At 61.7% G+C, this 12586-nt stretch carries 11 protein-coding genes; 5 read left to right on the plus strand and 6 right to left on the minus strand.

From position 1 onward, the window contains the following. Window positions 1–36 precede the first annotated feature (36 nt). Complete coding sequence (locus HAV21_RS12425; RefSeq protein ID WP_243753273.1) at window positions 37–2058, plus strand: glycoside hydrolase family 3 protein; 2022 nt, start codon at window positions 37–39, stop codon at window positions 2056–2058. 6 nt (window positions 2059–2064) lie between these two features. Here HAV21_RS12425 and HAV21_RS12430 read toward each other — a convergent pair whose 3' ends face one another. The 5 genes from HAV21_RS12430 to HAV21_RS12450 form a co-directional block, all read right to left on the minus strand. Further along, window positions 2065–3075 (minus strand): YdcF family protein, encoded by a 1011-nt coding sequence (locus tag HAV21_RS12430; RefSeq protein ID WP_166841929.1) that lies wholly within the window; start codon window positions 3073–3075, stop codon window positions 2065–2067. Window positions 3076–3098: 23 nt separating this feature from the next. Continuing rightward, the gene (locus tag HAV21_RS12435; protein WP_166841930.1) at window positions 3099–4115 is read right to left on the minus strand and encodes a LacI family DNA-binding transcriptional regulator; all 1017 of its coding nucleotides are present in this window, start codon (window positions 4113–4115) and stop codon (window positions 3099–3101) included. A gap of 20 nt (window positions 4116–4135) precedes the next feature. Continuing rightward, window positions 4136–5044, minus strand: coding sequence for a carbohydrate ABC transporter permease (locus HAV21_RS12440; RefSeq protein ID WP_142937402.1), 909 nt, complete (start codon window positions 5042–5044; stop codon window positions 4136–4138). Window positions 5045–5046: 2 nt separating this feature from the next. Next, complete coding sequence (locus tag HAV21_RS12445) at window positions 5047–6012, minus strand: sugar ABC transporter permease (RefSeq protein ID WP_166841999.1); 966 nt, start codon at window positions 6010–6012, stop codon at window positions 5047–5049. A 139-nt stretch (window positions 6013–6151) separates the two neighbouring features. After that, window positions 6152–7477, minus strand: a complete 1326-nt coding sequence (locus tag HAV21_RS12450) for an extracellular solute-binding protein (protein WP_166841931.1) — start codon at window positions 7475–7477, stop codon at window positions 6152–6154. Window positions 7478–7673: 196 nt separating this feature from the next. Here HAV21_RS12450 and HAV21_RS12455 point away from each other — a divergent pair, with 196 nt between their 5' ends. The 4 genes from HAV21_RS12455 (at window position 7674) to HAV21_RS12470 (ending at window position 11956) form a co-directional block, all read left to right on the plus strand. Further along, entirely contained in the window at window positions 7674–9716 is a 2043-nt protein-coding gene (locus tag HAV21_RS12455) for a beta-galactosidase (protein ID WP_166841932.1), read from the plus strand. A gap of 149 nt (window positions 9717–9865) precedes the next feature. Beyond that, complete coding sequence (locus HAV21_RS12460) at window positions 9866–10537, plus strand: hypothetical protein (RefSeq protein WP_166841933.1); 672 nt, start codon at window positions 9866–9868, stop codon at window positions 10535–10537. A gap of 184 nt (window positions 10538–10721) precedes the next feature. Continuing rightward, window positions 10722–11252, plus strand: coding sequence for a GNAT family protein (locus HAV21_RS12465; protein ID WP_208096789.1), 531 nt, complete (start codon window positions 10722–10724; stop codon window positions 11250–11252). A 104-nt stretch (window positions 11253–11356) separates the two neighbouring features. After that, a complete protein-coding gene (locus HAV21_RS12470) occupies window positions 11357–11956 on the plus strand; it encodes an NUDIX hydrolase (protein WP_166841934.1) in 600 nt (199 codons plus the stop codon). Between the two features lie 247 nt (window positions 11957–12203). Here HAV21_RS12470 and HAV21_RS12475 read toward each other — a convergent pair whose 3' ends face one another. Then, entirely contained in the window at window positions 12204–12575 is a 372-nt protein-coding gene (locus HAV21_RS12475) for a recombinase family protein (RefSeq protein WP_243753274.1), read from the minus strand. Between the last annotated feature and the right edge of the window lie 11 nt (window positions 12576–12586).

Raw genomic sequence — 12586 nt, forward strand, 5'->3', positions numbered from 1 at the left:
ATTGGGAAACACATGCAAAGAAAACGAACTTCACTCATGACGGCGGCCGCCACTGCGCTGTTGATGACGGGAGCGGGGGTGTTGACCGGCGTGGGCACGGCAGTCGCAGCCCCGCCCACCACCACTGGAAGTACGACGACGGCCTCCGCCTCGCCGGACATCGAGGCGATGATTTCCGGCATGACGCTGGACGAAAAGATCGGCCAGATGACCTGGACCCACGTTTACGGATCGTCGGCGGACGACACCTCCATGGCGACGAAGAACCAAGAGAGGTACGGCGTCAACACGCCGGCCGAGGTAGTGGCTAAGTACAACTTGGGCGGCGTCCTCTACTTCGCGTGGTCCGGAAACACCAACAACCCCCAGCAGGTTGCGGGTCTCTCCAATGGCTTGCAGCAAACGGCCTTGCGGGAGGACGGGACCGGCATTCCACTAGCCGTCACCATCGATCAGGAAGGTGGCCTGGTTGCCCGCATCGGACCGCCCGCTACTGTGCTGCCGGGCAACATGGCCCTCGGCGCCACCGCGGATGCGAATCTTGCCAAGGCACAAGGAGAAATCCTTGGCTCCGAAATGCGTGCCATGGGTATCAACGTTGACTTCGCACCGGTCCTGGACCTGAACTCCAACCCGGACAACCCGGTCATCGGAATCCGCTCCATGGGCGAGGACCCGGCGCTGGTCAGTGCCCTCGGTGTTGCCCAGATCGACGGCATTCAAGCACACAACGTAGGCGCGGCCGCCAAGCACTTCCCCGGCCACGGCGACACCTCAGTGGATTCCCACTACGGACTGCCTACCGTCACTTACGATCGCGCAACACTCAATGAGCACCTGAAGCCCTTCAAGGCCGCAATTGACGGTGGCGTGGACATGGTCATGACGGCCCACATCATTGTTGAGGCCATCGACGCGGAAATGCCTGGCACCCTGTCCCACAAGGTACTCACCGGTTTGCTTCGCGATGAGATGGGCTTCAAGGGTTTGGTGACAACAGATGCCCTGGATATGGCCGCAATGGCCGCCGAGTGGCCCCAGGAAGAAATCGCCGTCAAGGCCATCCAGGCCGGTTCTGACATCCTCCTCAACTCCCCGGATGTGGACGCGTCGTTCGCCGGGGTTCGCGCCGCCGTCGAGTCCGGTGAAATCACCGAGACCCGCCTGGATGAGTCCGTCCGACGGATCCTTGAATGGAAGGTCAAACGTGGGGTCTTCGAGCAACCCCTGGCTGACCCCGCCGCTGTGGACACCGTCGTGGGAAGCGCAGAGAACCTGGCCACGGCCACGCTGATCTCCGACCACGCAGTCACCTTGGTGCGTAATGATAACGGGGTGTTGCCGCTCGCTTCGGGCAGCTCAGTGCTCATGGTGGGTGCCGGTTCAGCGTGGCCCGAGCTCGCGGGTCCAATGCTGAAGGACCAGGGATTCACAGTCACTGAAGACTACGAGGATGGGGCCTCGCCCTCCGCGGCCTACCGTGCACGTGCGGTGGCTGCCGCCGGCAACGTCGATGCCGTGGTCTTCGCTTCCTACAACGCCACCGGCAATGCTGCACAGAAACAGATGGTTGCAGAACTCGCGGCCACCGGCACACCGGTGATCGTTGTGGCAACCCGCAATCCCTATGACATCAACGTCTTCCCTGGCGCCGACGCCGTGCTTAACAGTTATGGAGTCAAGGAGGTCAACTTCCACGGTGCTGTCCGCGCCATCTCTGGTGGGGTCAACCCGAGCGGCAAGCTGCCGGTCAACGTTCCCAAGGCCGACGCCAGCGGTGTCCTCTTGCCGTTAGGCTTCGGGCTGAGTTACGAAATGACGACGCCGGCCCCTGTCACCTTCACGGACCGCCCGGGTCACGGGCAGGACGGCTACACCATCCCCTCTGTCCCGGGTGTGGCGTACCTGATTGACGGCAAGGAAGTGGCAGCCGGAAGTTACAGGAAGCCTTCCGGCACTGTGACCGTCACAGCGGAACGGCGGCCCGGGTACGTCTTTACCGAAGGTTCTGTCACCCAGTGGGCTCACACCTTCACCACTGGGCTCCCCAAGCCCTAGGAAGAGTTACACCACAGTCGAGTTCATCAGTGCGACCGTGATGAGCAGGGCAATCCCGAACATCGGCAGGCAAAGAATGATGTTGGTCCGGCGGTTGTCCCTCATCACGGCCACGAACTCCCGGAGGAAGGCGCTGGGCACAAAGTATCTGGCCGTGGGAGCACCCACAACCTCGGCGTTGATCTTCTGGCGCCGGGACAGGAGCGCGGCGCGGAGCACGTGGTAATTGTTGGTGCATACCAGCACCGGCCCCTGAATGCCCTTATCTGCCAGCAGGGCAACGGAGTACCGCAGGTTTTCGCGGGTGGTGGTGGCCTGGTTCTCTTCCAACACATCCGTGGCCACCGCACCCTTTGCCACCAAGTACTCCTTCATGGCGGCGGACTCGGGCCGGGGTTCGTCCGGGCCTTGGCCTCCGGAAGGCACCAAGACCGGCCTGGCCGGGGTGCCGCCGTCGTAAATTTCCAAAGCCTTGTTCAAGCGGGCGGCGAGCAACGGCGGGACCTTGCCATTGATCAAGCCGGAACCGAGGACAATCACGGCCGCCGGGTTGGGGCTGAAACGCATCCGCGAATACACCAACGCGTACCCCAGGAACACCACGAAGGCGCAGCCCAGGTAGGCGCAGAGGAAGAAGGCGAGGGCGGCGACGCCGGCCAATACCGGCTGCCTGCTCAGTACGAAAAGAAACGCAACCACCGGCGCGAGGAAGACCGCAAGCCCCACCGCGATGGGCAGGAAGCTGGTGATCCCCGGGCCTTCCCTACGGACCATCGTGGCACCATTCGCGATCAGGAAGCCCGCGAACACAAAGATGCTCACCACCGGGACCACCAGGACCACAAGGTTCAGCCACTCGAACCACGGGTTCAGGTCAATGAGGAATTCCAGCACAGCCTGCAGGAGGAACCACGCCGCCACCAGCAGGAACACGCCGTTGCGAAGCCGCCGCCGATCCGACTGGAAAGAGGCGAGGAAGAGCCCCGAGAAGAGGAGCCCAAGGACCAGGTTCAGCATGATCCAAGCCTATGCGGTACCAGTCAGGCCGATTCGCGAATGACCAGCTCGGTGGGGATGGTGACAGCAGCCGGACGCTTGCCGCTGATGACGTCCAGCAGCAGCCGCACCATTTCCTCGCTGATCCGATCAAACGGCTGCCTGACCGTGGTGAGCGGCGGCGTCGCCTCCTGCGAGAGCTTAATGTCATCAAAGCCGACGACGGCGACGTCACCTGGAGTTGTCAGGCCCGCCTCCCGCAAAGCGTCCAAGGCACCAAGCGCCATGAGGTCGTTCGCAGCGAAAACAGCATCGATGTTCTTGGTGCGGCCGAGAAGTTCGCGCATCGCTTTGGCGCCGCTGTCGCGGCTGTAGTCACCCTGGGCAATGAGCTCTTCATCGATATCCGCACCTTGATCGTCCCGGTACGCTTCGAGTCGCCGCGTACCGCCGGAGGTGTCCGCAGGGCCGGCGATGGTGGCAATCCGCCGCCGACCGCCGTCGCGCAAGTACCGCAAAACGTCGCGGGCGCCCTCGTAATCGTCGGCAGCGACGTAACCCATCTTCTTTTCGAAGCCCAAGGGGGCGCCACAAGCGATCGCCGGGACACCCGCGGCAATGATGTCCGCGATGATGCCCTTCCGGCTTCCATGGGAGGAAATGAGAAGGACACCATCAACATGGCCCGCGGTAAGGAAATCGGTGGCACGCCGTTGTTCATCATCGGTGCCGGCCATGATCAGGACCAGCGGAATGTCATGCACAGCCAGGGCGTCCGCTGCGCCGCGCATGAGGACAGCGAAGTTGGGGTCCTCGAAGAGACGTTCCTGGGTCTCAGTGAGCAGGAAAGCCACGGAATTGGCACGATTGGTGGCGAGATTCCTTGCATGAGGGTTGACTCGGTAGCCCGTCTTCTTGATCGCGGCGTTGACGGCTGCCAAGGCTGACGGACTGACCCAATGGCCACCGTTAAGAACCCGGGAAACGGTACCTCGCGATACGCCGGCTTCTGCGGCCACATCGTCGATTTTGGGCCGGGGCCTGGGGGCGGATTGCGTCATGACCCAAAGCCTACCTACCGCTAGGCCTTCACGGCGCCAGCGGCAAGATCCACCTTCCAATAGCGCTGCAGGAGAAGGAACATGATCACCAACGGCACGATGGACAGCAGCGCGCCGGCGAGCACCAGCGTGTACAGGGCGGGCGCTGAAGCGCCTTGGTTCAGCAGACCGTTAAGTCCCACAGTGATCGGGAACAATTGGTCGTCGCCGAGCATGATGTACGGCAGCATAAAGTTGTTCCAAATGGCCACGAACTGGAACAGGAAAATGGTCACCAGGCCCGGGAGCATCATGGGTGCAGCAATGCGGTTGAAGATATACATTTCCTTGGCGCCCTCGGTTCGGGCGGCCTCAATGACATCACCGGGAACGGAGGCCGCGGCGTAGATCCGCGCCAGGTAAATGCCGTACGGGCTGATGATCTGCGGCAAGAGCACCGACCAGTAGGTGTTGGTGAGGCCCGCCTGGGCCAGCATCAGATATTGCGGAATGGCGAGGATAACGCCGGGAACCAGCACACCCATCAGCAGGACCTTGAAAACACCCGACTTGCCCGGGAAATCGAACTTCGCCAGCACGTAGCCGGAAAGAGCTGAAACCCAGGTGGACACTATCGCGCCGACGCCCGCGTATAGGGCCGTGTTGAGCATCCAGCGCCAAAACAGGCCGTCGCGGTATTCGGTGAGCTCCACAATGTTGTCCCAAAGGTGCGTACTGGGGGCCAAGGTGAAGGTGGAGAACAGCTCAGTGCCGTCCTTGCTCGCGGCAGCCACAACCCAAATCACGGGAAACAGGCAATAGAGCGCGCCGAGGATCAGGATTCCGGTGGAGAGATAGCTGGGCTTTTCCTTGATGAAGTCCGGTTTGGTGGCCTTGCTTCGCTTGGGGTTGGCGCGGCGGTTTGTGGGTGGCGTGGCGAGGGCAGTCACGGTCAGTTCTCCTGTCCGAAGGCCCGCTTCTGCACGATGCGCAGGAACAGGAACGAAATGATGAAGGTTGCCAAGGCGATCACGATGCTGGTGGCAGCAGCAGAGAAGACGTCATTGCGGGTGAAAGCATCCCGGTACACCAGCATGAGCGGAGACCAGCTAGTGGAAAGGCTGTTAGCCAGGGGGCGCAGCGTTGTGGGTTCGGCGAAGACCTGCAGCGTGGCGATCATCGAGAACAACGCTGTCATCACCAGTGAAGGGGCGATGATGGGGATCTTGATCCTGATGGCCGTCTGGATCTCGGAGCAGCCATCCAGCTTTGCGGCCTCGTAGATTTCGCTGGGCACGGCCTTCAGCGAGGTGTATATGACGATCATGTTGAAGCCGACACCACCCCACAGGGCGATGTTGCAGATGGCGAACGTGACCAGGTTGGGATCCAGGAGCGACGGCAATTCCATGCCGAACTGCCTGGCCAGGAAGTGGAACGGACTGACGCCGGGAAGGTACAGGAAGCCCCACAACAGCGAGCTGATCACCGCAGGTACCGCGTACGGCAGGAAGATGGCCGTTCGGGAGAAACTGCCGGCCCTTGTCCGCCGCGAATCCAGCAGGAGCGCAAAGAGCAGGGCAAAGCCAAGCATCAGTGGGATGAGAATGAGCCCATAGGTGAGGACGCGCAGGACGCTGCCCAGGAACTCCGGGTCTGATAGCGCGCTGACGTAGTTGTCCAAACCGGCGAACGCCGTGCTTTGTGAACCTTTGCCCAGGCCCAGCCCGCTGACCTTCTTCTTCTGGAAGCTCAGCACCAGGGTGTAAATGATGGGCGCTGCCATGAAGACGAGGAACAGGATGATGCCCGGGGCGAGCATTGCGTAAGGGATGAGCACCCGGGATTTGAAGTTCTGCGACTTCCTCGGGGTTCCGGCTGCAGTATCGGCCGCCGGACCGGGCCTGGTTACGGTCATTGCCACGGGTGCACTTCCTTGTGGTGGATCGACGAGTTGTGGTTCGAGGTGGGATCAGCGTGTGGGAGGGCGCCTGGCGTCTCGCTTGCGGACGCCCTCCCGCGCTGGAGCGGTTGCTGACAACCGTTGCTTGGAGCGGTTACTTGACCGTGAAGCCGGTCTTCTTCAGGTCATCCACGGTGACCTGCTGCATGGTGCTGACTGCGTCCAGGAAGGCACTCTTCTGCTTGGACTGTGCAGCTTTGGCGAACTGGTCGTTGTAGGCGTTGTACGCCACGTTGACGTTAGGGCCGTAAGTGAACGAGCCCACGTTCTGCGCAGCCTCGCCAACAACCTTGTAGAAATCGGGCTGGTTGGAGAAGAACGCAGGAGCCTCAGTTAGTGATGATTCCGCGCCTGCGGTGTCAGCGGGGTAGATGCCCGCTTCCTTGACCAAGGCTTTGATTGCCTCCGGGTCGGTGTTCAGCCACGTGGCGAACTTGGCCGCGGCGTCGAGGTTCTTGGACTGGGAGGTGACGGCAGTAGAAGATCCACCCCAGTTGCCGGTGGACGGCTTGGAAGCATCCCACTGCGGCATAGGTGCGGCCTTCCACAAGCCCGCCGTAGCACCGGCGTTGCCCTCCAGAACACCCGGGCCCCAAGCTGCGCTGAGCCAGCCAACCTGCTTGCCGGTGTTGAGCGCGGTGTTCCACTCCGGTGTGTACATGGGCTTGTTGTCGATGACGCCCTCTTCCACGAGGCCGCCCCAGTATCCGGCCACCTTTTCTGTAGGCTCTTCGGCGATCTTCACGTTCCAGGCGTCACCATCAACACCCCACCAGGAGGCTCCGGCCTGTTGTGCCATGCCGGTAAACCATCCGGCGTCGTTGGAGGAGAACGTTCCCAAGTAGGCCTCGGGGTCAGCTGCATGAACAGTCTTTGCAGCGGCCGCGTACTCATCCCAGGTTTTGGGAGTAGCGATGCCCAGCTTCTCAAAGATGTCAGCGCGGTAGTAGAAGACCATGGGGCCGGTGTCCTGCGGAACGGAGTACAGCGCATCGCCGCCCAGCGTCACATCATTCCAAACGCCATCAGGGAAGTGGCTCTTGGTGTCGTTTGCCACGGTGCCGGATAGGTCTGCGAGCGCATCGGCTGCTACCAGGGTAGGGATTTTCTGGTACTCGGCCTGGATCAGGTCCGGGGCGCCGCTGCCGGCTTTGACGGCGGTGAGCAGCTTGGTGACAGCCGGGTCTCCGCCGTCCTGCTTGTTCACGGTGACGTGGATGTTGGGGTTTTTCTCGTTCCAGAGTTCCACCACCTTGTCCAGGTTTGGGGCCCAAGCCCAGTAGGTCAGTTCCACTTTCTGGTTGGGATCGCTGGTGGCCGCGCTTTGGCTGCCTGCCGTGGATCCTCCTGAACAACCTGCGGCGAGCATTGTGGCCGCTGCGAGCATGGCTACGGCGCCTGCACGAAATGACTTGCGCATTTCGTCCTCCTTGTCGAAAAGCTGAATGGTGCTGTGTGGATTCGTCGCTCATCCGAGCGGAAGTTCGGTTTGTGACTGTGAGCGGTTCCAGTTAGTCACAGCTCTGTGATCTATGTCAACACTAAAATTCCTCTAGTCAGTGCCTGTAGGGCTGTGATAATACTGGGAGCGCACACAGTTCTAAGGAGACCATTCGATGACAGACGTCCTGCAGGCCCCCGCCGCCCAACGCGCACCCGCGCCTTGGGTACAGCGACCGGCCGGCCTTTGCTACGGCGGGGACTACAACCCCGAGCAATGGCCTCGTGAGGTCTGGGTGGAAGACATCGCGCTGATGCAGGAGGCCGGGATCAACCTGGTGAGCATCGGCATCTTCTCCTGGGTGTTGCTGGAACCCCGCGAAGGTGAATACGACTTCGAATGGCTGGACGACTTGATGGACCTGCTCGCGCAGGCAGGCATAAGCGTTGACCTCGGAACACCTACGGCGGCACCGCCTGCCTGGTTCTGGAAGAAGTACCCGCATGCGCGCCCCGTGACCCGTGAGGGCGTCACCTTGGGCAACGGATCGCGTGGCATGGCCAGCCCCAGCTCCCCGGAATATCGCAGGGCTGCCGCCAACATCACCGAGCAACTGGCACGCCGCTACGCAGCCCACCCCGCGCTGGTTCTTTGGCACGTCCACAATGAATACGGCGCACCGGTCAGTGAGTCCTACGACGAGCAGTCCGTCCTAGCGTTCCGCGACTGGCTCCGCAACCGTTATGGCACTTTGGACGCTCTGAACCAGGCTTGGGGCACCCTTTTCTGGGGGCAGAAGTACGGCGAGTGGGATGAGATTGACGCACCCAGGCTTTCGGCCAGCGTCAGTAACCAGGCACAGCGGCTCGACTTCCGCCGGTTCACCTCGGACGCCATGCTGCAGTGCTTCATTGCCGAGCGCGATGTCATCAAGAAGTACACGCCTGATCTCCCTGTGACCACCAACTTCATGGCCACCAACTGCCTTTCAGCCGACTATTGGGCCTGGGCCAAGGAGGTGGACATCGTTGCGAACGACCACTACCTGGTTGCGCAGCGCGCAGACAACCACGTTCTCCTCGCCATGGATGCCGACCTCACCCGTTCCTTGGCAGGCAACCGTCCCTGGATGCTGATGGAACACTCCACCGGAGCCGTGAACTGGCAGGGCCGGAACATTGCCAAGCGGCCCGGGGAATTGGCCCGCAACAGCGTGTCCCACCTGGCACGCGGGGCAGACGCCATCATGTTCTTCCAGTTCCGGGCCTCCCGCTATGGCGCTGAAAAGTTCCACTCCGCCATGCTCCCGCATGCCGGTACCGGCACCCGGATCTGGCGGGAGGTCCTTGACCTGGGCGACGACCTCAGGAAACTCGCCCCCGTGAAGGGCTCCACCGTGGATTCGCGGGTGGCCATCCTCTGGGACGTGGAATCCTTCTGGGCTCAGGATTTGGAATGGCGGCCCACCAGCGACCTTGATCACCGCGAGCGGATCGAGTCGTTTTACACCGTCCTGTGGAACCGCGGCATCAGCGTGGACTTTGCCCACCCCGAAGCGGACCTCTCCGGCTATGACCTGGTTCTCGCCCCGGCGCTTTACCTGGTGGGTGACGAGGCGGCTGCGAACATCAGCCGCTACGTTCGCGACGGCGGGCACCTGATGGTGTCCTATTTCTCCGGAATCGTGAACGCCAACGACACCGTCCCGGCCGGCGCCTCCCCGGGTGGGCTCCGTGATGTTCTCGGCCTGGAGATTCACGAATTCCTGCCTCTGCGTGAGCACGAGATCGTCACTCTGGGCAGCGGCGCCACCGGAACGGTGTGGTCCGAAGAAATCCACGCCAGCACCGCCAGCGTACTCAGCCGTTACACCAGCGGCCCGGCGGCCTCCGGCCCCGCCATCACGCGCAACACGTTCGGCAGCGGCACCGCCTGGTACATCTCCACAAAGCTCGACGGCGGCCACCTCGCTGACGTCGTACTTGACGCCGTGAATGCTGCAGGAATTGAGCCCGGAGTTCAACCGCCCGCCGGATTGGAGGTAGCTTCGCGCCATTCAGAAGAAGGCACCTTCACCTTCCTCATCAACCACACCGACGCCGACGCCGAGTACACGGCGAGCGGACTAAACCTGCTCTCCGGAGAGGATGTCAGCGGAACCGCACACGTTCCGGCCGGCACCATCTGCGTGGTCCACACCCCAGCGGAAGGGCACTGACCCCGCTGACACCGAGCCGTCGGCCGGGACCGATTACGGTCCGGGCCGGCGTTCCACCCCCGCGGGCTGCCACCCGCCGTCGAGCTGGTCCTCACCCTGAGGGCCCGTGGTAGATTCGATAGGCGAAAACGCGCAAAAAGGGGTTGATCATGAGCGACGCAAGGACATCCCGGGCGCGGTATTTGAATGCCGTTGCTACCTCGCTGCTGCTGGTCACCGTCACTGGCGGGCTCGCTGCGTGCCGCGACGAAAAGAAGCCCACGCCCCCTTATCCGGCAGTCGAATGGCAAGGAACTGCGCCCAACGCGGCCATAGAAGCCGATCCCTGGGTCATGGCAGCCCGCAAGTCACTCGAGGCTCAGGCCGTCGCACAGAATTTTATGGATTTCACGTTGCCCCAACTGGTGGAGACCACAGGCCTGGATCTCCGAATTCGCCTTTCCAGGCACCCCTTGAACGATGTTGAGCAGAAACGACGCCCGGACATCCGCCCAGGGCCCGATCCCTTCCTCCCCATGGAGGTCAAACCGGGCCCGACTGCCGGCACTGCCGAGGTCCGCGGTTGCGTGGTGCGTTGGGCGTCCGAAACAGGCGACGTGCCGGATGAACTGAATGCCACCGGCGTGATGTTCCGAATGGAACACCTCGAGGCAGGGCAACTGCGGATCAGCAGCGTGGTGACACTTCCCCAACAGGACTGCAGTGCAGCGAAGCCACCCGTGGCCCTGTTCGCACCTGCTCCGGAGCCGTCCGACATCACCGACGCCCAGGATATTGTCCGGGCCGCACGAGCTGACATCGACCCTCCGGCGATGCCCTGAGTACGTAGGCCCTGGCTGCAACGAGGTCGTCCTAACCATGCCGGTTCCCCACTAAGCTGGTTCAATGAGCTCAGGCCCGTGTTCTGCTACACGCCGACGCAGTTCACGCCCCCTTACAGGCTCCGCCCATTTACGGCAGCCGATGTTCCTGTGATCCAGGAAGCCTCGAGCGATCCACTCATTCCTGCCATCACGACAGTTCACGCCCCCTTACAGGCTCCGCCCATTTACGGCAGCCGATGTTCCTGTGATCCAGGAAGCCTCGAGCGATCCACTCATTCCTGCCATCACGACAGTTCCCGCCAGCGGTTCTCGCCAGTCAGCTCTGGCCTTCATCGAAAGACAGCACCAACGCAAAGTTGATGGCACCGGGTACTCCTTCGCTATTGCTGATGCCTCCTCTGATCAGGCGGTTGGCCAAATCCGGCTGTGGCTGAAGAACCTCAGCCAAGGCCGGGCGAGCATTGGCTATTGGGCGGCGCCAAGTCATCGGGGGAATGGAGCTGCTTCCTCTGCTTTAGGTGCCCTCGCCGCCTGGGGTCTTGCGCAACCCGGGATTCATCGATTGGAACTCTACGTCGAGCCTTGGAATGAGGGCTCCTGGCGCGCAGCCGAGCGCAGCGGGTTCGTACGGGAAGGGACGATGAGGAGCTGGCTGGAGATTGGCGGCCAGCGCAAGGACATGTACATGTACTCGCGCCTTCCCGCTCGCTAGAAATCACGCTACGGGACACTGTCGGGCCGGAAGTGTCAGCGACGTGTTGAGGCCGCTTATCGTGGGCTGGTACTTGGATTGGTCCTCCACAGAGAAGGAGAACTGTGTCTGTCATCGACACTTGGAAGAAGGTCCGAACGACCACCGCCTACAAAGGCTTCGTGACGATCAACCGTGAAACCTATGAAGAAACGAATGGAGCGGTGACCGACTGGGATGTCATTGCCAGTCGCGACTCTGCGGCGACCCTTGCCTTCACTCCTGCAGCAAGTCACGTCGTCCTTTTCGAACAGTTCCGTGTGGGGCCCGAGAAAGCACTACTGGAACTCCCCGGCGGATACCTCAACGCCGATGAGCAACCCGCGGATGCAGCTCTTCGAGAGCTACGAGAAGAAACCGGCTACCACTCAGAATCAACCTTCTACGCTGGCTCAGAGTGGTGGGCTGCGAACTCGTCACGACGCAAACATCTTGTAATAGCCGCCAACGCATCGGAAAGATTTGACGCGGCCTGGGGGGAGTCTGAATCCGGAGAGGTCCGCCTTCTTCCCATCTCGGAACTCATGGATTTTCTGGTCAGCGGTGAACTCACCGACGCAGGTCTGGCCTGCCGCGGCCTGGCAGCTCTCGCCCGCAGCAATCCCGATAACGAACTGCTCACAGATCTACGTGACTGCATCCGCAAACTCCTACTGACCCACTAGCGACTGCCGTGGCAAAGTTGTGGTCCGCTTCGGCCCATAGGAGCCAAGCCTCACGGCGGTCCGATGAAGCATCCCGCCGGACGGAAGGAGGCCTGTGCACGGCACTTTGATCATTCGTGCAGAGGACTTCTAAAACTGACAACCAGCAGTCGGCCTTCGCGTAATATTTCCGTCCCAGATGTTGTTCCAAATCATCTGCCGTGGACAGCAGTCACAAAGACAACTTCCGGGACAGTTCGCTGCGGTCTTAGGAGCCCATGCCGAGGTATCGGTAGACGGTGGCGCGGCTGGCTCCGATGATCTTTCCGATATCCGTCGGATTGAGACCGCGAGCTTTTAGTTCATGTACCCTCTTGACCTTCTCGTGGTCTGTCGTGATTTCCCGGCGTCCTGCCTTGCGTCCGTGAGCAGCTGCAGCCGCCATGCCAGCCTTGGTGCGCTCGGAAAGCTGGTCTCGTTCAAGCTGGGCGAACGCAGAAATGATGGTGACCAGCGCCTGGGCCACCGCTCCCCCGACCTCGCTGTCGGGGTTTTGTCCTAGTCCTACTAATCGTCGCGGCTCGGCGGCGGAGTGGCTGATATTTCCAAGGCAATACCCCCAGGGGGTACTTGACACCATACCCCCTATGG

The organism is Paenarthrobacter sp. MSM-2-10-13 (genome assembly GCF_011605365.1).
GTDB lineage: Bacteria > Actinomycetota > Actinomycetes > Actinomycetales > Micrococcaceae > Arthrobacter.

Excerpts from the sequence above, each read along its gene's own strand:
- HAV21_RS12425 (WP_243753273.1), top strand. The coding sequence starts at position 37 with ATGACGGCGGCCGCCACTGCGCTGTTGATGACGGGAGCGGGGGTGTTG.
- HAV21_RS12430 (WP_166841929.1), bottom strand. The coding sequence starts at position 3,075 with ATGCTGAACCTGGTCCTTGGGCTCCTCTTCTCGGGGCTCTTCCTCGCC.
- HAV21_RS12435 (WP_166841930.1), bottom strand. The coding sequence starts at position 4,115 with ATGACGCAATCCGCCCCCAGGCCCCGGCCCAAAATCGACGATGTGGCC.
- HAV21_RS12445 (WP_166841999.1), bottom strand. The coding sequence starts at position 6,012 with ATGACCGTAACCAGGCCCGGTCCGGCGGCCGATACTGCAGCCGGAACC.
- HAV21_RS12450 (WP_166841931.1), bottom strand. The coding sequence starts at position 7,477 with ATGCGCAAGTCATTTCGTGCAGGCGCCGTAGCCATGCTCGCAGCGGCC.
- HAV21_RS12455 (WP_166841932.1), top strand. The coding sequence starts at position 7,674 with ATGACAGACGTCCTGCAGGCCCCCGCCGCCCAACGCGCACCCGCGCCT.
- HAV21_RS12460 (WP_166841933.1), top strand. The coding sequence starts at position 9,866 with ATGAGCGACGCAAGGACATCCCGGGCGCGGTATTTGAATGCCGTTGCT.
- HAV21_RS12475 (WP_243753274.1), bottom strand. The coding sequence starts at position 12,575 with ATGGTGTCAAGTACCCCCTGGGGGTATTGCCTTGGAAATATCAGCCAC.